18 protein-coding genes are annotated in these 20,673 nt (G+C 67.5%); 8 read left to right on the top strand and 10 right to left on the bottom strand.

Annotated elements, in window-relative coordinates; genetic code table 11:
• The first annotated feature begins 82 nt into the window (after positions 1 to 82).
• Positions 83 to 868 carry an HpcH/HpaI aldolase/citrate lyase family protein gene (locus DIE16_RS11635; protein ID WP_044847358.1) on the top strand — a complete coding sequence of 262 codons (786 nt, stop codon included), beginning with the start codon at positions 83 to 85 and terminating at the stop codon, positions 866 to 868.
• Positions 865 to 1,644, top strand: a complete 780-nt coding sequence (locus DIE16_RS11630) for a tetratricopeptide repeat protein (protein ID WP_124520557.1) — start codon at positions 865 to 867, stop codon at positions 1,642 to 1,644. The genes DIE16_RS11635 and DIE16_RS11630 overlap by 4 nt, the downstream gene beginning before the upstream one ends.
• Positions 1,645 to 1,745: 101 nt before the next feature.
• Here DIE16_RS11630 and rodA read toward each other — a convergent pair whose 3' ends face one another.
• From rodA to DIE16_RS11605, 5 genes are all read right to left on the bottom strand, one after another.
• Entirely contained in the window at positions 1,746 to 2,894 is a 1,149-nt protein-coding gene (rodA, locus tag DIE16_RS11625) for a rod shape-determining protein RodA (RefSeq protein ID WP_044847360.1), read from the bottom strand.
• A gap of 11 nt (positions 2,895 to 2,905) precedes the next feature.
• Entirely contained in the window at positions 2,906 to 5,191 is a 2,286-nt protein-coding gene (gene mrdA, locus DIE16_RS11620) for a penicillin-binding protein 2 (protein WP_124486701.1), read from the bottom strand.
• A 109-nt stretch (positions 5,192 to 5,300) separates the two neighbouring features.
• Positions 5,301 to 5,813, bottom strand: coding sequence for a rod shape-determining protein MreD (gene mreD / locus DIE16_RS11615; RefSeq protein WP_009687274.1), 513 nt, complete (start codon positions 5,811 to 5,813; stop codon positions 5,301 to 5,303).
• Positions 5,810 to 6,892 carry a rod shape-determining protein MreC gene (mreC, locus tag DIE16_RS11610; protein ID WP_124892312.1) on the bottom strand — a complete coding sequence of 361 codons (1,083 nt, stop codon included), beginning with the start codon at positions 6,890 to 6,892 and terminating at the stop codon, positions 5,810 to 5,812. The genes mreD and mreC overlap by 4 nt, the downstream gene beginning before the upstream one ends.
• A gap of 139 nt (positions 6,893 to 7,031) precedes the next feature.
• Entirely contained in the window at positions 7,032 to 8,075 is a 1,044-nt protein-coding gene (locus DIE16_RS11605; RefSeq protein WP_004189550.1) for a rod shape-determining protein, read from the bottom strand.
• Positions 8,076 to 8,443: 368 nt separating this feature from the next.
• On the opposite strand from DIE16_RS11605, the gene gatC reads away from it, so the two are divergent.
• The 5 genes from gatC to DIE16_RS11580 all read left to right on the top strand — a co-directional run bounded on the left by gatC (position 8,444) and on the right by DIE16_RS11580 (position 13,572).
• Positions 8,444 to 8,743 carry an Asp-tRNA(Asn)/Glu-tRNA(Gln) amidotransferase subunit GatC gene (gene gatC / locus DIE16_RS11600; protein ID WP_006407213.1) on the top strand — a complete coding sequence of 100 codons (300 nt, stop codon included), beginning with the start codon at positions 8,444 to 8,446 and terminating at the stop codon, positions 8,741 to 8,743.
• Between the two features lie 69 nt (positions 8,744 to 8,812).
• Complete coding sequence (gene gatA / locus DIE16_RS11595; RefSeq protein WP_124486699.1) at positions 8,813 to 10,303, top strand: Asp-tRNA(Asn)/Glu-tRNA(Gln) amidotransferase subunit GatA; 1,491 nt, start codon at positions 8,813 to 8,815, stop codon at positions 10,301 to 10,303.
• Between the two features lie 4 nt (positions 10,304 to 10,307).
• The gene (gene gatB, locus DIE16_RS11590; RefSeq protein WP_124570763.1) at positions 10,308 to 11,783 is read left to right on the top strand and encodes an Asp-tRNA(Asn)/Glu-tRNA(Gln) amidotransferase subunit GatB; all 1,476 of its coding nucleotides are present in this window, start codon (positions 10,308 to 10,310) and stop codon (positions 11,781 to 11,783) included.
• A gap of 126 nt (positions 11,784 to 11,909) precedes the next feature.
• Entirely contained in the window at positions 11,910 to 12,749 is an 840-nt protein-coding gene (locus DIE16_RS11585; protein WP_124486698.1) for a polyphosphate kinase 2 family protein, read from the top strand.
• A 49-nt stretch (positions 12,750 to 12,798) separates the two neighbouring features.
• Positions 12,799 to 13,572, top strand: a complete 774-nt coding sequence (locus DIE16_RS11580) for an exodeoxyribonuclease III (protein WP_044847825.1) — start codon at positions 12,799 to 12,801, stop codon at positions 13,570 to 13,572.
• A gap of 104 nt (positions 13,573 to 13,676) precedes the next feature.
• Here DIE16_RS11580 and DIE16_RS11575 read toward each other — a convergent pair whose 3' ends face one another.
• The gene (locus DIE16_RS11575; protein ID WP_124486697.1) at positions 13,677 to 14,729 is read right to left on the bottom strand and encodes an NAD(P)-dependent alcohol dehydrogenase; all 1,053 of its coding nucleotides are present in this window, start codon (positions 14,727 to 14,729) and stop codon (positions 13,677 to 13,679) included.
• Positions 14,730 to 14,958: 229 nt separating this feature from the next.
• On the opposite strand from DIE16_RS11575, the gene DIE16_RS11570 reads away from it, so the two are divergent.
• A complete protein-coding gene (locus tag DIE16_RS11570) occupies positions 14,959 to 15,903 on the top strand; it encodes an AraC family transcriptional regulator (RefSeq protein ID WP_044847827.1) in 945 nt (314 codons plus the stop codon).
• A gap of 64 nt (positions 15,904 to 15,967) precedes the next feature.
• Here DIE16_RS11570 and DIE16_RS11565 read toward each other — a convergent pair whose 3' ends face one another.
• The 4 genes from DIE16_RS11565 to DIE16_RS11550 form a co-directional block, all read right to left on the bottom strand.
• Positions 15,968 to 17,011: a M48 family metallopeptidase gene (locus DIE16_RS11565; RefSeq protein WP_124892311.1), complete on the bottom strand. Its 1,044-nt coding sequence runs from the start codon at positions 17,009 to 17,011 to the stop codon at positions 15,968 to 15,970.
• Positions 17,001 to 18,422: an AmpG family muropeptide MFS transporter gene (locus DIE16_RS11560; protein WP_124486695.1), complete on the bottom strand. Its 1,422-nt coding sequence runs from the start codon at positions 18,420 to 18,422 to the stop codon at positions 17,001 to 17,003. Before DIE16_RS11560 ends, DIE16_RS11565 begins: the two co-directional genes overlap by 11 nt.
• Positions 18,423 to 18,541: 119 nt before the next feature.
• Positions 18,542 to 19,150, bottom strand: coding sequence for a methionine biosynthesis protein MetW (metW, locus tag DIE16_RS11555; RefSeq protein ID WP_044847830.1), 609 nt, complete (start codon positions 19,148 to 19,150; stop codon positions 18,542 to 18,544).
• A complete protein-coding gene (locus DIE16_RS11550) occupies positions 19,147 to 20,292 on the bottom strand; it encodes a homoserine O-acetyltransferase (protein ID WP_044847831.1) in 1,146 nt (381 codons plus the stop codon). The genes metW and DIE16_RS11550 overlap by 4 nt, the downstream gene beginning before the upstream one ends.
• Between the last annotated feature and the right edge of the window lie 381 nt (positions 20,293 to 20,673).

The raw sequence follows: 20,673 nt of genomic DNA, 5'->3' as shown, positions 1-20,673 counted from the left end.
GGCATCGCGGCCCGGCGCATTGCGCCCGCTTCGCCCGTTGCTTGTCCCGTTCGATTGCCGTTCCGTCCAGGAGCCCGTATCGATGAGCACGCTCACCAATTCCCTCAAACAACGCCTGCACGACGGCGACGAGCCGCTGTACGGCCTGTGGCTGTCGCTCGGCTGCGATTCGGCCGCGGAAGCGCTCGCCCACGCCGGCTACGACTGGCTCTGCATCGACATGGAGCATGCGCCGAACGACAGCCGCGACGTCGCGTCGCAACTGCGCGCGCTGGCCGCCGCGCACCTGCCGAGCGAGCCCGTCGTGCGTGTGCCGGGGCGCGAGCCGTGGCTCGTGAAGCGCGCGCTCGACGCCGGCGCGCGCACGCTGATGTTCCCGTGCATCGAGACGCCCGACGAGGCCGCGCACGCGGTGCGGCTCACGCGCTTCCCGTCGCCGGATTCCCCCGACGGGTTGCGCGGCGTGGCCGGCATGGTGCGTGCGGCGGCGTTCGGCATGCGCCGCGATTACCTGCAGACGGCGAACGCGCAGGTCGCGGTGATCGTGCAGATCGAATCGGCGCGCGGTATCGACGAAGTCGAGCGGATCGCCGCGACGCCGGGCGTCGACTGCCTGTTCGTCGGCCCGGCCGATCTGGCGGCAAGCCTCGGGCACCTCGGCGACAGCCGCCATCCGGACGTCGAAACCGCGATCGCGCGCGTGCTCGCGGCCGGCAAGCAGGCCGGCGTCGCGGTCGGCATCTTTGCGAGCGATACCGCAACCGCGCGCCAGTATCGCGAGGCCGGCTTCCGGATGATCACGCTGTCGGCCGACGTGAGCTGGCTGCTGCGTGCGACGCGCCAGGCATTGCAGGAGGTGCGGTCATGAACGATGGCGACGGCGCGGGGCACGATGGTGTGCGGCTTGCGGCCGGTGTACGCGGGCGGATCGGCGCGCTGCTCGGGCTGTGGGCCGTATGCGTCGCGGCGGTTGCGCAGAATGCGCCGCACGCGAAGCCGGACCCGGCGCGCGAGACGCAATCCGCAGTGGCCGACTACAACGCGGGCGACTATCGCGCGGCGCTGGTGCAGTTCCACGACGCGGCCGAACGCGGCGACCGGCTCGCGCAGTTCAACTACGCGATGATGCTGCTCACGGGTGTCGGCGTGACCGCGAACGTCGACGAAGGGCTGCGCTGGCTGAAGCGGGCGGCCGACGCGAACATGTCGCATGCGCAGTACGTGTACGGGCGCATGTTCGACGACGGCGAGTTCGTTGCGCGCAACCCGGCCGAAGCGCACCGCTGGTTCCTGCGCGCGGCGAAGCAGGGGCACGTGCAGGCCGAGCTGTCGCTCGCGAACCAGTTCCTCGACGGGCGCGGCACGCCGCGCGACAACCGGCGGGCGTTCGAGTGGTACAAGCAGGCGGCCGACGCGGGCGAGCCGACCGCGCAGTACGTGACCGCGTCGTTCTACGAGCGCGGTGGCGACGGCGTCACGCAGAACCTGAACATCGCGCGCGCGTATTACGCGGCCGCGGCCGCGCAGGGCGACGAGACGGCCGGGCTGAAATTCAAGGAACTGAGCGCGCGGCTCAAGGCGCAGGAACCTGCATCGGGCGCCGGTGCGGATCATGGGAGCCCGCGCGCGACGCCACCGCAGTGAGTAGGCAGCGCCGGCGCCATGCGATACGCGCAGAACGAAAAAACGGCGCCGAGGCGCCGTTTTTCATTACTTGCGACTGCGTGCCGTGTCGCGCCGCGCCGTCAGCTCTTCATCAACCGCCGCTGTCGCCCGACGCTCATGATCATGCCGATCGCGACACCGAGCGTCGCGAGTGCGGTGCCGCCGTAACTCATGAACGGCAACGGCACGCCGACGACGGGCAGCACGCCGCTCACCATCCCGATGTTGACGAATGCGTAGACGAAGAACGCGAGTGTGAGCGAGCCCGCGAGCAGCCGGCCGAACAGCGTCGCGCCCTGCGCGGCGATATAGAGCCCGCGTGCGATCAGCGCCATGTACAGCGTCAGCAGCACGAGGCCGCCGGCGAGCCCCCATTCTTCCGAGAACACCGCGAAGATGAAGTCGGTGTGCTTCTCCGGAATGAATTCGAGGTGGGCCTGGGTGCCCTTCAGGTAGCCCTTGCCGAGCGCGCCGCCCGAGCCGATCGCGATCACGGCCTGGATCGTGTGGAAGCCCTTGCCGAGCGGGTCGGAGGTCGGATCGAGCAGCGTGCACACGCGGTGCTTCTGGTAGTCGTGCATCAGCGGCCACTGCACTTCGGGCTGGCAGATGCGCTCTTCGAACACGGCGATCGAGCCGACCGCGATCACGCCCGCGACGAGCACCGGCACGATCAGCTTGAACGACAGGCCCGCGAGGTAGATCACGAAGAAGCCGGCCGCGAACACGAGCAGGCCCGTGCCGAGGTCGGGCTGCTTCGCGATCAGGCCGACCGGCACCAGCAGGATCGCGAACGCGGCGATGAAGTCGTACCAGCGCAGCCCGCCTTCGCGGCGCTGGTAGTACCACGCGAGCATCAGCGGTGTCGCGATCTTGAGGATTTCCGACGGCTGGATCACGACGCCGACGTTCAGCCAGCGCTTCGCGCCCTTCTTGGTCATCCCGAACAGCGCGACGGCGACCAGCAACGTGACCCCGAACGTATAGAGCGGGACCGCGAAGCGCATCAGTGTCGTCGGCGGGATGTTGGCGATCACCCACATCAGCACGAACGTCAGCAGGATGTTGCGCAGCTGATCCTCGACGCGGCCCGGCATGTCGATCGACGCGCTGTACAGCGTGACGATGCCGACGCACAGCAGCAGGAACACGATGAGGGCGAGCGGGCGGTCGAAGCCCGCGAACATCTGCTTGATCTTGTCGAGCCAGGCGCGCTTGTCGAATTGCATGCCTTTCTCCGTTAATGAGCGGTGCCGGCGTTCACCGCTTTCGCGGAGGCCGTGACACGGAAGTTGTCGTCGCGCGGCGCGGCGGCGAGCGGCTGCGCGTCGCTGGCGGGCCGGCGCGGCCGGTGCGGGCGCCGGATCGGCGGCAGGCTCGCGGCCCTCGGCGCCGCGGCGCTCGCGTCGGCGGGCTGCGCCGCGCTTGCCGCGGCCGCACCCGACGCATCGGGCGCCGACGCGGCCGATGCCGCATCCGCCGCGCTGGCCGCGGCCGGCACGACCGGCTGCGGCAGCGCCTTGAAGCCGGCCGCGACGGACACGGCCTTCGAGGCATCGCCGATCACCGGTGCGCTGATCGGCTCGGTCGCCGACGCGGCGGCGGCGACGGCAGCCGCCTCGTTCTCCGGTTTCTGGCGCTCGACGAGGTAGAAGTCGAGCACGCGGCGCGCGATCGGGCCCGCGGCCTGCGCGCCCCAGCCGCCGTTCTCGACGACCAGCGCGAGCGCGATCTGCGGATGGTCGACCGGCGCGTACGCGATGAACAGCGCGTGGTCGCGCAGGTGCTCGGCGAGCAGGTGGCCCTTGTAGTTCGAGCCCTGCAGCGAGAACACCTGCGCGGTACCGGTCTTGCCGGCCGCGAGGTACGACGCGCCGCGGAACACCTTGTACGCGGTGCCGGACGGATTCTCGATCACGTTCTCCATCCCGCGCTTCACGACGTCGATGTCGGCCTGCTTGAGCGGGATCGTTTCGCTTTCCTTCGGCACGGTCAGGTGGCGCCCGCGCGTGATCGGATCCTCGACTTCCTTCACGAGGTGGGGCTTCATCACGACGCCGTTGTTCGCGAGCGTCGCGGTGGCATGCGCGAGCTGCAGGATCGTGTACGAGTTGTAGCCCTGGCCGATCCCGAGGCTGATCGTCTCGCCGTCGAACCACTTCTGCTGCGCGGCCTTCTTGAACGCCTTCTTCTTCCAGTCGGTCGACGGCAGGATCCCGCGCGCCTCGCCCTGGATGTCGATGCCGGTGATCTGGCCGAAGCCGAACGGCTTCATGAAGTTCGCGATCGCGTTCACGCCGAGATCGCGCGCGAGCATGTAGAAGTAGGTGTCGTTCGACACCATGATCGCCTTGTTCATGTCGACCCAGCCCTGGCCCGAGCGCACGTCGTTGCGGAACGTGTGCCCGCCGAACGTGAAGTAGCCGGGATCCTGGAAGCCCCAGCCCGGCGTGCGCTTGCCGAGCGTCAGGCCGGCCAGCGCCATGAACGGCTTGTACGTCGAGCCGGGCGGGTAGGTGCCGTGCAGCGGGCGGTTCAGGAGCGGCTTGTCGGGCGAGTTGTTCAGTTCGTCCCAGGTCTGCTGGTCGATGCCGTCGACGAACGAGTTCGGGTCGAAGCTTGGCGACGACACGAACGCGAGCACGTCGCCCGTCTTCGGCTCGATCGCGACGAGCGCGCCGCGCTTGCCGGCGAACGCCTGCTCGGCGACCTGCTGCAGCGCGATGTCGAGCGACAGCACGAGGTTGTTGCCGGGCGTCGCCTGCGTGCGCGACAGCGTGCGCACGGGCCGGCCGCCGGCCGTCACCTCGACTTCCTCGAAGCCCGTGAGGCCGTGCAGCTCGGTTTCGTAGCTCTGCTCGACGCCGATCTTGCCGATGTAGTCGGTGCCCTTGTAGTTGTTCGCGTCGCGACGCGGATCGTAGTGTTCCTGGTCGCTGTCGTTGTCGTCGCTCATCGCGTCGATGCGATCCTGGTCGCGCTTCGAGATCCGGCCGATGTAGCCGATCACGTGCGCGGCCGTCATGCCGAGCGGGTACTGGCGGAACAGCCGCGCGCGCACGTCGACGCCGGGAAAGCGGAAGCGCTGCGCGGTGAAGCGCGCGACTTCCGCGTCGGTGAGGCGCGTGCGGATCGGCAGGCTCTCGAAGTTCTTCGAGTCTTCCTGCAGCTTCTTGAAGCGGCGGCGGTCGCGCGCGTCGATCGGGATGATCTCGGACAGCTTGTCGATCGTGTTGTCGAGCGTGTCATCGAGCTTCGACGGCGTGATCTCGAGCGTGTAGGCCGAATAGTTCTTCGCGAGGACCACGCCGTTGCGGTCGGTGATGATCCCGCGGTTCGGCACGATCGGTGCGACCGAGATGCGGTTTTCCTCGGCCTGCAGCGCGTATTTGCCGTGCTGCATCAGCTGCAGGTAGAAGAAGCGGCTCGCGAGCAGCCCGAAGCAGACGAACACGAACACGCCCGCCGCCGCGACGCGCAGACGGAACTTCGAGAGCTGCTGTTGGGTGTCGTTGAATTCGGTCATGCGGTTACGATCGATCTGGCCCGTGCGCGGCGAGCGCGCGCGGGCGAGGAGCCGCCCCGGAGCGCGGCGCGCGGGCGTGGGGGCGGCGGGTATTCAAGGTCGGTCCGGCTCAGATGGGGCGCGTATCGTCCGGGTCGACCGGGCGGCGTTGCGGCATCAGCAGCAGGTGGCTCGCGATCGGCCACAGCGCGGCCTCGACGAAGCCGTCCACCAGATAGCGCCAGCCGGGAAACGCGGCGCCCATCACGAGGCGAATCACGAACGGCACCAGCTGCGCGACGACGAGCAGCGGCGTGACGTACAGCACCTGCACGCCGATCGGCATCCACAGCACGCGGCGGTGGATCGTGATCGCGCCGTACGACAGCAGCGTATAGGCGAGCGCATGCTCGCCGAGAAGCCCCGCGTCATGCACGTCCATCAGGATGCCGAGCGCGAACGCGACGCCCATCCCGACCTTGCGCGGCTGGTGGATGTTCCAGAACAGCAGCACGAGCGCGACGAAGTCGGGCACGCCGGGCAGGCGGCCCCACGGCATCAGGTTCAGCAGGAACGCGGCGGCGAGGCTGAAGACGATGAAGTACGGGTTGACCGGCTGCAGGATGTATTGCGGGCGGTTCATCGCTGGGCTCCTGGTTGCCCGGCCGCGGGCTTCGCGGGCGCGGCGGCGGGCTTGGCCGGAGCGGCGGGGGCGGCAGGTGCAGCCGGCGCCGGTTTCGCGCCGGGTGCGGCCGCGGCGGCCGGCTTCGCGTTCGCGTCGGCCTTCTCGGCCTTGTCGGCTTTGTCGCTCTTCGCGGCGGCCTTCGCGCCCTTCTTGCCCTTCGCGTTCTTGTCGGCCGGCTCGGGCTCGGCCGGGCGCGGCGGGACATCGTTCTGGTAATGCAGCACGAGCATCTGGCGCGCGCCGCGCACGGCGGCGACCGGCGCGCAGGTCACGCGCGCGAACGCGGTATCGGCGAGCTTGTCGACCTTGGTGACCTTCGCGACCGGCAGGCCCGGCGGATAGACGCCATCGAGGCCGCTCGTGACGAGTTCGTCGCCCGCGACGAGGTCCGAGCTCGTCGGCACGAAGCGCAGGTCGAGCGAATCGCCCTTCGGCGTGCCGTAGATCACGCTGCGCAGGCCGGTGCGCAGCACCTGCACGGGAATCGCGAGATCGCGGTCGGTGATCAGCGTGACTTCGGCCTGCAGCGGGAACACGCGCGTGACCTGGCCGATCACGCCGTCCTCGCTGACGACCGGCGCGCCGTTCTGGATGCCCTGCTGCGAACCCTGGCCGATCACGATCTTCTGCGTGAACGGGTCGCTGGTGTCGTACTGGATCTCGACCGGCGTCGAATGCGTCGCGATGTGCTGGCGCAGCTCGAGCACCGCGCGCAGATGCGTGTTCTCCTGCGCGAGCACCGCGGCCTGGTTGGCCTGCGTGGACAGCTGCAGGTTGCGCTTGCGCAGCGCGTCGTTCTCGTGGCGCAGCGACGCACCGGTGACGGCGATGTCGGCCGCGCCCATGAACAGGTCGCGCGGCACGAGCGCCGCGCGCTGCAGCGGGTACAGCACGGTGCCGAGCACGCCGCGGACGATTTCGAGCGTGCTGAAGCGCGCGTCCGATACGAGAAGCGCGATGGCGAGGGCGACGAAGAAGATGAGCCGCGCGAGCGCGGGCGGACCTTGCTTGAAGAGGGGCGGCGGACTGTATTCCATGGTCGGCGCCGGGCGCGTGGCGATCGGTTAAATAATGCTCAGACGCGCGAACGGCGTGGCGGTTCGTTCTGAACGAGCGATCCGGCCACGCCGCGGGTGCGCCATATCAAACGGGACTGCTTAGGCGATCACTCGTCGATCACTCGTACGAGAAGATGCTGCCCAGCTTGTCCATGCGTTCGAGCGCCATGCCCGAACCGCGTACGACGCAGGTGAGCGGATCTTCGGCGACGAGCACCGGCAGGCCGGTTTCTTCCGCGAGCAGGCGGTCGAGGTCGCGCAGCAGTGCGCCGCCGCCCGTCAGCATCATCCCGCGCTCGGCGATGTCGGCGCCGAGTTCCGGCGGCGTCTGCTCGAGGGCGATCTTCACCGACGACACGATCTGGTTCAGCGGATCGGTCAGCGCTTCGAGGATTTCGTTGCTGGAGATCGTGAAGCTGCGCGGAATGCCTTCCGACAGGTTGCGGCCCTTCACTTCCATTTCCTTGACTTCGGAGCCCGGGAACGCGGAGCCGATTTCCTTCTTGATCGCCTCGGCGGTTTGTTCGCCGATCAGCATCCCGTAGTTGCGGCGGATGTAGTTGACGATCGCTTCGTCGAACTTGTCGCCGCCGACGCGCACCGAGCCTTTGTAGACGATGCCGCCGAGCGAGATCACGCCGACTTCCGTGGTGCCGCCGCCGATGTCGACGACCATCGAGCCGGTGGCTTCCGACACCGGCAGGCCGGCGCCGATCGCGGCCGCCATCGGCTCCTCGATCAGGTAGACCTGCGATGCGCCGGCGCCGTGCGCGGCTTCCTTGATCGCGCGGCGCTCGACCTGGGTCGAGCCGCACGGCACGCAGATGATGATGCGCGGCGACGGCGAGAACATGCGCGACTCGTGCGCCGTCTTGATGAACTGCTTGATCATCTGCTCGGTGACGGTGAAGTCGGCGATCACGCCGTCCTTCATCGGGCGGATCGCCTCGATGTTGCCCGGCACCTTGCCGAGCATCTGCTTGGCTTCCTTGCCGACTGCCTGGATCGTCTTCTTGCCGTTGGGGCCGCCTTCCTGGCGGATCGACACGACCGACGGCTCATCGAGCACGATGCCCTTGCCGCGCATGTAGATCAGGGTGTTTGCGGTGCCGAGGTCGATCGCCAGATCGTTGGAGAAGTAGCTGCGCAAAAAACCGAACATTCAGAATCCTGTTTCGCTCTGGGCCGGCCCTGCATAGCGAACGCTGAGGGCGGGCAGCGGAAAAAATAACAGCCTCGGGAAGCGTGGCGGAAGCGGCCGCCGCGGCGCACGAAGCTGCGAGTGATGTCTACCGGGAATCGCACGAAGCACGCACGGCTTGCCGAAGCGGGGCGAAACGGTGCGGGAAAAGGCTGCCGGGTTTGGGTCGAACGCGTAATGATACCTTATAATTTCGCGGTATTTGAATCGAAACGGACGGTATTTTTGCCGCTTCGGCCCTGATTTTTGAGGGTGGGATCGTACCCTCCAACCCCCCGCCGCAGCGCGGTTTTCGATGCGCTGCGCAGCCTTGTTTTTCCGGTGATCGCATGGCCCTGACCCTGACCGATGTGAAACGCATCGCGCACCTCGCGCGACTCGAAATGGCCGACGCCGACGCCGAGCATACGCTCGGCCAGCTCAATGAATTCTTCGGCCTCGTCGAGCAGATGCAGGCGGTCGACACCGCCGGCATCGCGCCGCTCGCCCACCCGATCGAACAGATCCAGGAAGTCGCGCAGCGCCTGCGCGACGACGCCGTGACGGAAGTCGTCAATCGCGACGACAACCAGCGTCCGGCGCCGGCCGTCCAGGATGGCCTCTATCTCGTGCCGAAGGTGATCGAGTAAGCATTCGATGAGAAGCGCGCCGGCCGGCCTGCGCCGCGCGCCACCCAGAATTCCCAGGAAAACCACTCAATGCACGCAAAAAGCCTGACCGAACTGCGCGCCGCGCTCGCCGCCAAGGAATGCTCGGCCGTCGAGCTCGCGCAGCTCTACCTGAAACGGATCGACGCGGCACGCGACCTGAACGCGTTCGTCCATGTCGATGCCGACCTCACCCTTGCGCAGGCGAAGGCCGCCGACGCCGAACTCGCGCGCGGCGCGGGCGGCGCGCTGACCGGCCTGCCGATCGCGCACAAGGACGTGTTCGTCACGCGCGGCTGGCGCTCGACCGCCGGCTCGAAGATGCTCGCGAACTACGAAAGCCCGTTCGACGCGACCGTCGTCGCCCGCCTGCAGGCGGCCGGCATGGTCACGCTCGGCAAGACCAACATGGACGAGTTCGCGATGGGCTCGTCCAACGAGAACTCGGCGTTCGGCGCGGTGAAGAACCCGTGGGACACGAACGCCGTGCCGGGCGGCAGCTCGGGCGGCAGCTCGGCGGCCGTCGCCGCGCGCCTCGCGCCCGCCGCGACCGGCACCGACACCGGCGGCTCGATCCGCCAGCCCGCGTCGTTCGCGGGCGTGACGGGCATCAAGCCGACTTACGGCCGCGTGTCGCGCTACGGGATGATCGCGTTCGCGTCGTCGCTCGACCAGGGCGGCCCGATGGCGCAGAGCGCGTCCGACTGCGCGCTGCTGCTGAACGCGATGGCCGGCTTCGACGAGCGCGACTCGACGAGCCTCGAGCGCGACGACGAGGATTTCACGCGTCATCTCGGCCAGCCGTGGGCGGCCGGCAACGATGCGGGCAAGCCGCTCGCGGGGCTGCGCATCGGCCTGCCGAACGAGTATTTCGGTGATGGTCTGGCCGACGACGTGCGTGCGTCGATCGACGCGGCGCTCAAGCAGTATGAAGCGCTCGGCGCGACGCTCGTGCCGGTGTCGCTGCCGAAGACGGAACTGTCGATCCCCGTGTACTACGTGATCGCGCCGGCCGAGGCGTCGTCGAACCTGTCGCGTTTCGACGGCGTGCGCTTCGGCCACCGCGCCGCGCAGTACGGCGACCTGCTCGACATGTACAAGAAGTCGCGCGCCGAAGGCTTCGGCCCCGAGGTGAAGCGGCGGATCCTGGTCGGCACCTACGTGCTGTCGCACGGCTACTACGACGCGTACTACCTGCAGGCGCAGAAGATCCGCCGCATCATCGCGAACGATTTCCAGGAAGCGTTCAAGTCGTGCGACGTGATCATGGGCCCGGCGTCGCCGACGGTCGCATGGGATCTCGGCGCGAAGGGCGACGATCCGGTGCAGATGTATCTCGCGGATATCTACACGCTGTCGGTGAGCCTCGCGGGTTTGCCCGGCATGAGCGTGCCGTGCGGCTTCGGCGCCGGCGCGAACGCGAAGCGCCCGGTCGGCCTGCAGATCATCGGCAACTATTTCAACGAAGCCCGGATGCTGCAGGTCGCCGACGCGTTCCAGCGCGCGACCGACTGGCACAAGCAAGTTCCGGCAGGGGTGTAAGCATATGGCTACTCAATGGGAAGTCGTCATCGGTCTCGAGACGCACGCGCAACTGTCGACCGTCTCGAAGATTTTCTCGGGCGCGTCGACGCAGTTCGGCGCGGAGCCGAACACGCAGGCTTGCCCGGTCGACCTGGCGCTGCCGGGCGTGCTGCCGGTGCTGAACCGCGGCGCGGTCGAGCGCGCGATCCGCTTCGGCCTCGCGATCGGCTCGACCATCGCGCCGCGCAGCATCTTCGCGCGCAAGAATTACTTCTACCCCGATCTGCCGAAGGGCTATCAGATCAGCCAGTACGAGATTCCGGTCGTGCAGGGCGGCCAGATCACGATCCAGGTGCCCGCCAACGAAAAGGCCGGCAAGGAAGCGTACGAGAAGACCGTCAACCTGACCCGCGCGCACCTCGAGGAAGATGCGGGCAAGTCGCTGCATGAAGACTTCGCCGGGATGACCGGGATCGACCTGAACCGCGCGGGCACGCCGCTGCTCGAGATCGTCACCGAGCCGGAAATGCGCAGCGCGGCCGAGGCCGTCGCGTATGCGAAGGCGCTGCACGCGCTCGTCGTGTGGCTCGGCATCTGCGACGGCAACATGCAGGAAGGCTCGTTCCGCTGCGACGCGAACGTGTCGGTGCGCCCGGTAGGCCAGGAAAAGTTCGGCACGCGTGCCGAGATCAAGAACCTGAACTCGTTCCGGTTCCTTGAAGAGGCGATCAACTACGAAGTGCGCCGCCAGATCGAGCTGATCGAGGACGGCGGCGAAGTCGTGCAGGAAACGCGCCTCTATGATCCGGACAAGCGCGAGACGCGTTCGATGCGCAGCAAGGAAGACGCGCACGACTACCGCTACTTCCCCGACCCCGACCTGATGCCGCTCGTGATCGGCCGTGACTGGGTCGAGCGCGTGCAGGCCGGCATGCCCGAGCTGCCGGCCGCGATGCAGCAGCGCTTCGTCGAGCAGTACGGCGTGTCCGCGTACGACGCGGGCGTGCTGACGTCGAGCAAGGCGATGGCTGCCTACTTCGAGGCGGTGGTCGCGAAGGCCGGCGCGGCGAACGCGAAGATCGCCGCGAACTGGCTGATGGGCGACGTGTCGTCGCAGCTGAACCGCGACGGCATCGAGATCGACGCGATCCCCGTGTCGGCCGCGCAGCTTGCGCTGGTGCTGCAGCGCATCGCCGACGGCACGATCTCGAACAAGATCGCGAAGGAAATCTTCGCGACGATCTGGGACGAGAAGGCGACCGACGAAGGCGCGGCCGACCGCATCATCGACGCGAAGGGCCTGAAGCAGATTTCCGACACCGGCGCGCTGGAAGCGATCATCGACGAGGTGCTGGCGGCGAACGCGAAGTCGGTCGAGGAGTTCCGCGCCGGCAAGGAAAAGGCGTTCAACGCGCTGATCGGCCAAGCGATGAAGGCGACCAAGGGCAAGGCCAATCCGCAGCAGGTCAATGAGCTGCTGAAGAAGAAACTCGGCTGAGCATGGCCGCGCGCCTGAACCGCGCCTGACCACGGGCCGCCGCCGAACCTGTTCGGGGCGGCCCGTCGTTTTGGTGCATGCGTTATCGTGTGCGCGTGTGCATCGCACCGTCCAACGGAGGAACGAATGGCGAAACAACCGTCGCTCGACGATTTCCGCGTGCCGTACAGCACGCGCGAGAAGGAAGCTGCCGCATTCAAGCTCGATGCGTTCGATCCGGCCGCGAAGCCGTTTTCGTCGGGGTCGAAGGACGCCGACCGCGAACGGCTGTCGGCCGTATCGACCGAGCTCGACGTCCAGCAGGAGCGCCTGCACACGCAGCAGAAGAAGCGCGTGCTGCTCGTGCTGCAGGGGATGGATACCAGCGGCAAGGACGGCACCGTGCGCGCCGTGTTCCGCGAGGTCGATCCGCTCGGCCTGCGCGTCGTGTCGTTCAAGGCGCCGACGCCGATCGAGGCCGCGCACGACTTCCTCTGGCGCGTGCATGCGCAGGTACCGGCCGCGGGCGAGCTCGCGATCTTCAACCGCAGCCACTACGAAGACGTGCTCGTGCCGCGCGTGATCGGCGCGATCGATGACAAGGAATGCGAGCGCCGCTACCGGCAGATCCGCGATTTCGAGACGATGCTGTTCGAGAACGGCACGACGATCGTCAAGTGCTTCCTGCACATCTCGAAGGACGAGCAGCGCGAGCGGCTGCAGGCGCGCATCGACGATCCGACCAAGCACTGGAAGTTCGACATCGCCGATCTCGACGCGCGCAAGCACTGGGAGGCGTACCAGTCGGCGTACCGCGATGCGCTCGCCGCGACGTCGGCCGAGCATGCGCCGTGGTACGTGATCCCGGCGAACTCGAAGACGCACCGCAACGTGATGATCGCCGAGCTGCTGCTGCGCACGATGACCGACATGAAGCTCGAATTCCCGCCGCCGAAGCCGGAACTCGAAGGCGTGAAGATCCGCTAGGCTGCGAACCTGCAACCACATCGAACTGAACTGAACAACGGAACCCGACATGATGCGAGTGATTACCGCCAACCTGAACGGCATCCGCTCCGCCGCGAAGAAGGGCTTCTTCGAATGGCTCGGCGAACAGAATGCCGACTGCGTGTGCGTGCAGGAAATCAAGGTATCGGCCGACGACCTGCCGGCCGAATTCGTCGAGCCGCACGGCTTCAGGAGCTACTTCCATCACGCCGAGAAGAAGGGCTACAGCGGCGCGGGCGTGTACAGCCGCCACGAGCCCGATGACGTGATCATCGGCTTCGGCAGCAGCGAATTCGACTCCGAGGGGCGCTACGTCGAGGCGCGCTACGGCAAGCTGTCGGTCGTGTCGGTGTATGTGCCGTCCGGCTCGAGCGGCGAAGAGCGCCAGCAGGCGAAGTACCGCTTCATGGACGAGTTCATGCCGCACCTCGCCGAGCTGAAGAAGAAGCGCGAGGTGATCCTGTGCGGCGACGTGAACATCGTGCACAAGGAAATCGACATCAAGAACTGGAAGAGCAACCAGAAGAATTCGGGCTGCCTGCCGGAAGAACGCGCGTGGCTCACGCAGCTGTTCGACGATGTCGGCTACGTCGACGTGTTCCGCACGCTCGATCCGCGCCCCGAGCAGTACACGTGGTGGAGCAACCGCGGCCAGGCGTACGCGAAGAACGTCGGGTGGCGGATCGATTACCAGATCGCGACGCCGGGCGTGGCCGGCACCGCGAAGCGCACGTCGATCTTCAAGGACATCAAGTTCAGCGATCACGCGCCGCTGACGGTCGATTACGACTACAAGAAGTGAGCGTCGGCGCGACGCGCTGCGCGTCGCCGTCGAGTCGTCCGGTCGCCGGACGCAAAACGGGGCCGCATGTCGAACATGCGGCCCCGTTTCGTTTGGTGCGTCGCTTACTGCTTGATCGACGCCATGTCGATCACGAACCGGTACTTCACGTCGCTCTTCAGCATCCGCTCGTAAGCGGCATTGATCTGCTGCATCGGAATCGTTTCGATATCCGACGTAATGCCGTGCTCCGCGCAGAAGTCGAGCATTTCCTGCGTTTCCGCGATCCCGCCGATCAGCGAGCCCGCGAGGCGGCGGCGCTTGAAGATCAGGTTGAACACCTGCGGCGACGGATGGTCGTGCTCCGGCGCGCCGACGAGCGTCATCGTGCCGTCGCGCTTCAGCAGGTGCAGGAACGGATTCAGGTCGTGCTGCGCGGCGACCGTGTTCAGGATGAAGTCGAAGCTGTTCAGGTGCGCGTTCATCTGCGCTTCGTCCTTCGAGATCACGACCTCGTGCGCGCCGAGACGCTTGCCGTCCTCGATCTTCGACGGCGACGTCGTGAACAGCACGACGTGCGCGCCCATCGCGCGCGCGAGCTTCACGCCCATGTGACCGAGGCCGCCGAGGCCGACGATCCCGACCTTCTTGCCGGGCCCGACGTTCCACTGGCGCAGCGGTGAATAGGTGGTGATCCCCGCGCACAACAGCGGCGCGGCGCCGGCCGGGTCGAGCGTCTCGGGCACGCGCAGCACGAACGCCTCGTCGACGACGAGCTGCGTCGAATAGCCGCCGTAGGTGATGTCGCCGGTCACGCGGTCCTGGCCGTTGTAGGTGCCGACGAAGCCGTTCTCGCAATACTGCTCGAGGCCTTCCGCGCAGCTCGGGCAGGTGCGGCACGAATCGACGAGACAGCCGACGCCGACCAGCTCGCCGACCTTGAAGCGCGACACTTGCGGGCCGGTCGCGGTCACGCGGCCGACGATTTCATGGCCCGGCACGACCGGGTAGATCGTGTTGCGCCATTCGTTGCGGGCCTGGTGCAGGTCCGAGTGGCAGACGCCGCAGTAGAGCACCTCGATCTGGACGTCGAGGTCGCGCAGCGCGCGGCGCTGGAATTCGAACGGGGCGAGCGGCGAGCGCGCGTCGGTCGCCGCGTAAGCGTAGGTTGTGCTCATGCAGGGGGCTCCTTGTCCGGCAGAAACGTCCGGCGAATCAGACTGCCGCCGCATCATGTGGCGACGCGGCGAGACAGGTGCCCATCGTAAGGAGCGGGCCGCTTCGGCGAAATACACGAAGGTCTCGAAGATTTGCCTATTCCTCTCGAATTGCACGCGAACGGCCGTCAAAACGCTTTCAAGGTGCTACATTGCGAGCCTGATTCTCTTGCCGGACAGGACGACGCCCGTGAGCTTCCAACCCCTTTTCGACGACACGGGCGACCGTGTGCGGCGCCGCATGATCGAGCTGCATGCGCGTCTCGCGCCGAACGAGGGCGATACGCCGGCGGCGCTCGACGGCGTGCGCTTCTTCCGCGTGAACCGCCCCGTGCCGCGCATGCCGGTGCTGTACGAACCGAGCATCATCGTCGTGTGCCAGGGCCGCAAGCTCGGCTATCTCGGCGACCGCTCGTTCGTCTACGACGCGCAGCAGTATCTCGTGCTGTCGGTGCCGCTGCCGTTCGAATGCGAGACCTTCGCGAGCATGGACGAGCCGTTTCTCGCGATCTCGATCCGCGTCGATCTCGCGGTGATCGCCGAGCTCGCGATCCTGCTCGACGAGACGCTGGGTGCTTCAGTCAGCGAGCCGCACGGCGTCTATTCGACGCCGCTCGACGCGCCGCTCGCCGACGCGGTGGTGCGGCTGCTCGAAGCGCTCGCATCGCCGCACGACACGTGCGTGCTCGGGCCGGCGATCATGCGCGAGATCGCATACCGCGTGCTGACGGGGGCGCAGGGCGACGCGATTCGGGCGGCGCTCGTCCAGCAGCATCATTTCGGCCGCATCGCGAAGGCGCTGCGGCGCATCCATGCGGACCTGAAGGCAGATCTCGACGTCGAGACGCTCGCGCGCGAGGCCGGGATGAGCGTTGCGGTGTTCCACGCGCAGTTCAAGCACGTGACGGCGACGTCGCCGATGCAGTATGTGAAGGCCGCGCGCCTGCACCAGGCCCGGTTGATGATGGTGCAGGACGGTCTCGGCGCGGGTGCGGCGTCGGCACGGGTCGGCTATGCGAGCGCGTCGCAGTTCAGCCGCGAGTTCAAGCGGCTGTTCGGCCGCAGCCCGGGAGACGAAGTACGCTGGATGCGCGAAATCGGCAGCCGGCCGGTCGAGTCGGAAGTCGGCGCGTAGCGCCTGGCCTCGTGCGCCGGTGATGCGTGCCGGTGATTCCCGGGGAAGCCGCCGGGTGCGGCGCTCAGCGCCGTACGACCTTGCGCCGCTGCGCGCTGATGCCCGCGTAGTCGGGCAGCGTGTCGACGCGTTTGGCCGTCGCCTTCGCATACAGCGGCATCAGGTCCGGCAGGCGGTTCAGCAGATCCTGCCGCCGCGCGGCGCTGTACGGATGCATGTAGATGAAGCCCGACGTCTTGTTCGCGCGCGTCGCCGCCGCGAGCTTGTCCCACAGCGTGATCGCCGCGCGCGGATCGAAGCCCGCGCGGGCCGCGATGTCGCCGCCGATCACGTCGGCTTCGGTTTCATCGGTCGGGTCGTAGCGCAACGTCTGCAGGCGTTCGCCGAGGTTCAGCGCCTGCGGCAGCGGATCGCCGACGCCGAACAGCGGCGGCAGCGTGGCCGCGCGCAGCGACGTTTGCGACGTCGCGCTGAAATTGCTGCGCGCGTGTTCGCGCAGCGCATGCGCGATGCCGTGTGCGATCAGCACGCCGAACTCGTCGTCGTTCAGGCGGACGCGATCGAGCAGCCCGCCGTACACGAGCACCTTGCCGCCCGGCAGGCAGGTGATGCGGATGTCGCGCGAGCGGATCACGTTGACGTCCCACGCCCAGCCCTTCACACGATCGTTCCACTTCACCGAATACGGCGCGAGCTTCATGACGATCGCGCGCAGCCGCTTCACGCGCGGCTGGTTCGCGGGCAGCAGGCGGTCGCTGTCGGCGGCGGCCTGGACGATCTGCGCGTATTCGTTCGCGGTGAGTTGTTCGAGCAGCGGCGACGGGATCAGCGTGCGGAACGCGATCGCATTGCCGTAGCGAACCTGCTGCGGCGCCGGCGTATAGGCTTTCGCGGGCACGGCGGCGCCGGTCGGCTGCGCGGCTTCGGCTGCAGGCGGGGGAGCGGATGCAGCCGGTGTGGACGGCGATGCCGGGGCAGCGGGCGCGGAGCCGGCCATGGCCGCAACGGTGTCGGACGCATGAGCGCTTCCCGCCGCGCCGAGCGTCGCGAAGCCGACGCCCAGCGCGGCGGCGACGCGCGCCACGCGATGCAGTCGGTCATTGCGCACGGCTGGCCTCGCCGTTGCGCGCGGTGCCGTTCCACGGCGCGATCTTGAACAGCAGCAGCATGCCGGGGATCGCGAGCGCGGTGCACACGATGAAGTAGTCGAACCAGCCGATCTTCGCGACGATGAAGCCGCTCGCGGCCGATGCGAGGGTGCGCGGCACGGACGCGAGGCTCGTGAACAGCGCGAACTGCGTGGCCGTGTAGCGCGGATCGGTCGTGCTCGCGATATACGCGACGAACGCGGCCATCGTCAGGCCGGTCGTGAAGGTTTCGACGCCGTAGACGATCGCGAGCGCGACCGTCATCGGGCTGAATTGCGGCGTGACCGCGACGCCGAACACGGACAGCGCCGCCGCGATCGCATGGCTCGTCGATACCGTGAAGTCGTACAGCATCGCGAGCACCGGCGAGCCGGGGCCGAGTTGCGCGAGCCATGCGAAGCCGAGCGTCGACACCATCTGCAGCGCGCCGAAGATCCACAGCCCGCGGCCGATCCCGATCTTCACGAGCCAGACGCCGCCGATGATGCCGCCGGCGACGCTCGCGACGAGCGCGGTGGTCTTCGCGACGATGCCGATCTCGGTGCGCGTGAAGCCGATGTCGAGGAAGAACGACGTCGACAGCGTGGTGGCCATCGTGTCGCCGATCTTGAACAGGAAGATGAACGCGATGACGAGCAGCGCGCCGCTCCAGCCGTCGCGCTGGATGAATTCGCGGAACGGCAGCACGATCGCGTCGCGCAGGTTGCGCGGCGGCGCGCCGACGACTTCCGGTTCGCGCACAAGCAGCGTCATCAGGATGCCCGGCAGCATGAACGCGCCGGTGAGCGCGAACACGGCGTCCCACGGCATGTGGTCGGACAGGATCAGCGCGAGCGAGCCGGGGATCAGCGCGGCGAGCTTGTATGCGTTCACGTGCACCGCGTTGCCGAGGCCTTGCTCGGTGTCGCGCAGCAGTTCGCGGCGATAGGCGTCGATCACGATGTCGGAGCTTGCGCCGAAGAACGCGACGAGCGTCGTGAGCGCGGCGACCGTCCAGATCGAGTCGCGCGGCGACACGAAGCCGAGCGCGGCGATCGCGCCGGCGACCAGCACCTGCGTGAGCAGCATCCAGCCGCGCCGGCGGCCCGGCCGCCAGCCGGGCAGGCGCGGGATGTAGCGGTCCATCAGCGGCGCCCACAGGAACTTCCACGTATACGGGAACTGGATCAGCGCGAACAGGCCGATTTCCTTCAGGTTCACGCCCTCGGAGCGCAGCCATGCCTGCACGAGGTAGACGAGCGTGAACAGGGGCAGCCCCGACGTGAAGCCCAGGAACACGCAGATCAGCATGTGCGTGTTCAGATAGGCGCGCCAGCCGGGGTGATCCTCGTGAGCGGTGAGTGCGGGCGCCTCGTGTGGCGTTTTGGACATGGACGGAAACTGGGTAGCGTTGACTGATGGCGGCGGCAGCGCAGGCGGCGGCGCGGGTAGCACAGGAGCGCGGCCGTACGTGCGTGCGGGCCGTCGGCGTCCGTCAACGGCCCCCCGGCTCAGCTGCGCTTGACGCGATAGACAGCAAGACTACCACGCCAGTTCGCTCCCCATCGAATCGGCTGGCCTTCGTGCAGCACGATGCGGTCGAGGATCGTGACGCCGACTTCCGGCGCGAGCGCCTCGAAATCCTTGATCGTCAGCACCCGGACGTTCGGCGTGTTGTGCCACTGGTAAGGCAGCGACTTCGACACCGGCATCCGGCCGCGCAGCACCGACAACCGGTGCGCCCAGTAGCCGAAGTTCGGGAACGACACGATGCATTCGCGTCCGACGCGCGCGGTTTCGCGCAGGATCGCGGCCGTCTGGTGGATCGTCTGAAGGGTTTGCGACAGGATCGCGAAATCGAAGCTGTGATCCTCGAACAGGCGCAGGCCGTCCTCGAGGTTCTGCTGGATCACGTTGATCCCGTTCTTCGCGCTGGCGAGCACGCCCGCGTCGTTCAGTTCGATCCCGTAGCCGGACACGTCGAGTTCTTCCGACAGCAGCGACAGCAGCGAGCCGTCGCCGCAGCCGAGGTCGAGCACGGTCGCGCGCGGTTCGACCCAGCGGGCGATCGCGCGGAAGTCCGCGCGGGCGGACAGGGAATTCAGTGCTTGCTGGTTCATGCCCCCACCTCGATGGCGATTCGTTCGTAATACGCGCGGAGCAGGTTGTGATAGCGCGCGTCGTCGAGCAGGAACGCGTCGTGGCCGTGCGGCGCGTCGATTTCCGCGTAGCTGACCGTGCGCTTGTTGTCGAGCAGCGCCTTCACGATCTCGCGCGAACGCGCCGGCGCGAAGCGCCAGTCGGTCGAGAAGCTCGCGATCAGGTATTTCGCCTGCGTGTGCGCGAGCGCGGCCGTCAGGTTGCCGTCGAACGCCTTCGCCGGATCGAAGTAGTCGAGCGCGCGCGTGATCAGCAGATAGGTGTTCGCGTCGAAGTAGTCGGCGAACTTGTCGCCCTGATAGCGCAGGTACGACTCGACCTCGAACTCCACGTCGAAGCTGAAGTTGTACGCGTCGAGCGCGCCGTCCGCACGGCGCAGCGCACGGCCGAATTTCTCGGCCATGTCGTCGTCGGACAGGTACGTGATGTGGCCGATCATCCGCGCGACGCGCAGGCCGCGCTTCGGCTTCACGCCGTGTGCGTAGTAGTCGCCGCCGTGGAAGTCGGGATCGGACAGGATCGCCGAGCGTGCGACCTCGTTGAACGCGATGTTCTGCGCGGACAGCTTCGGTGTCGACGCGATGTCGATGCAGTGCGCGACGCGCTCCGGATACATCAGGCTCCACGCGAGCGCCTGCATCCCGCCGAGGCTGCCGCCCATCACGGCGGCGAAGCGCTCGATGCCGAATGCGTCGGCGACGCGCGCCTGCGCGTGCACCCAGTCCTCGACGGTGACGACGGGGAAGCGCGCGCCGTACGGCTTGCCGGTCGACGGATCGATGCTCATCGGGCCGGTCGAGCCGAAACACGACCCGAGGTTGTTCACGCCGATCACGAAGAAGCGGTTGGTGTCGAGCGGCTTGCCGGGGCCGACCATGTTGTCCCACCAGCCGGTGCTGCGCGGATCGTCCGCGTAGACGCCAGCGACGTGGTGCGACGCGTTGAGCGCGTGGCAGACGAGCACCGCGTTCGAGCGCGCGGCGTTGAGCTCGCCGTACGTCTCGACGACGAGCTGATAGTTGCCGATCACGCTGCCGCTTTGCAAGCGCAGCGGTTCGGCGAAGTGCATGGTCTGTGGAGCGACGATGCCGATCGATTCCATTCGTTCCGCCTTATGCCATATGACTGGGCGGCTAAATGGTGTCGGCGAGGCGCGGAGTCGAAGGTGCGCGGCTGACGACCTCTTTAGCCGCATTTGTAGTGAACCGCCGGGGAACGACGCATCGACGCGTCAAGGCCCCGGCCGGTTCGCGCGCCCGCAATCGAGTCAGCAAATCGGCGCGCTTCCGGCCTGCCGCCAAGGGGGCGGCAAGTCGGCAAAGTATAGCGGAATTCCGCCGGAGGCGGATTGCATCGGGGCGTGCGGCCCGCTGGCCCGTTACCAGCAGCGGTACTTTGCCGTGAATTGCCCCGTGGCCACCGAGTAGTCGGACAGGTTGCCTTCCACGCGGAGGCTGGCCGATATCGAGAAGCGCTGGCTCAC

Origin of the sequence: Burkholderia sp. Bp9090 (genome assembly GCF_003857985.1) — a bacterium.
Taxonomy (GTDB): Bacteria; Pseudomonadota; Gammaproteobacteria; order Burkholderiales; family Burkholderiaceae; genus Burkholderia.
This window is presented reverse-complemented; position numbering and strand designations above follow the sequence as displayed.

What these genes read in the sequence shown, in the direction of transcription:
- mreD (WP_009687274.1), bottom strand. Translation starts at nt 5,813, where the DNA reads ATGAACCGCCCGCAATACATCCTGCAGCCGGTCAACCCGTACTTCATC.
- mreC (WP_124892312.1), bottom strand. Translation starts at nt 6,892, where the DNA reads ATGGAATACAGTCCGCCGCCCCTCTTCAAGCAAGGTCCGCCCGCGCTC.
- rodA (WP_044847360.1), bottom strand. Translation starts at nt 2,894, where the DNA reads ATGCAATTCGACAAGCGCGCCTGGCTCGACAAGATCAAGCAGATGTTC.
- DIE16_RS11630 (WP_124520557.1), top strand. Translation starts at nt 865, where the DNA reads ATGAACGATGGCGACGGCGCGGGGCACGATGGTGTGCGGCTTGCGGCC.
- DIE16_RS11575 (WP_124486697.1), bottom strand. Translation starts at nt 14,729, where the DNA reads ATGAGCACAACCTACGCTTACGCGGCGACCGACGCGCGCTCGCCGCTC.
- DIE16_RS11560 (WP_124486695.1), bottom strand. Translation starts at nt 18,422, where the DNA reads ATGTCCAAAACGCCACACGAGGCGCCCGCACTCACCGCTCACGAGGAT.
- metW (WP_044847830.1), bottom strand. Translation starts at nt 19,150, where the DNA reads ATGAACCAGCAAGCACTGAATTCCCTGTCCGCCCGCGCGGACTTCCGC.
- mrdA (WP_124486701.1), bottom strand. Translation starts at nt 5,191, where the DNA reads ATGACCGAATTCAACGACACCCAACAGCAGCTCTCGAAGTTCCGTCTG.
- DIE16_RS11635 (WP_044847358.1), top strand. Translation starts at nt 83, where the DNA reads ATGAGCACGCTCACCAATTCCCTCAAACAACGCCTGCACGACGGCGAC.
- gatB (WP_124570763.1), top strand. Translation starts at nt 10,308, where the DNA reads ATGGCTACTCAATGGGAAGTCGTCATCGGTCTCGAGACGCACGCGCAA.
- gatC (WP_006407213.1), top strand. Translation starts at nt 8,444, where the DNA reads ATGGCCCTGACCCTGACCGATGTGAAACGCATCGCGCACCTCGCGCGA.
- DIE16_RS11585 (WP_124486698.1), top strand. Translation starts at nt 11,910, where the DNA reads ATGGCGAAACAACCGTCGCTCGACGATTTCCGCGTGCCGTACAGCACG.
- gatA (WP_124486699.1), top strand. Translation starts at nt 8,813, where the DNA reads ATGCACGCAAAAAGCCTGACCGAACTGCGCGCCGCGCTCGCCGCCAAG.
- DIE16_RS11580 (WP_044847825.1), top strand. Translation starts at nt 12,799, where the DNA reads ATGATGCGAGTGATTACCGCCAACCTGAACGGCATCCGCTCCGCCGCG.
- DIE16_RS11605 (WP_004189550.1), bottom strand. Translation starts at nt 8,075, where the DNA reads ATGTTCGGTTTTTTGCGCAGCTACTTCTCCAACGATCTGGCGATCGAC.
- DIE16_RS11550 (WP_044847831.1), bottom strand. Translation starts at nt 20,292, where the DNA reads ATGGAATCGATCGGCATCGTCGCTCCACAGACCATGCACTTCGCCGAA.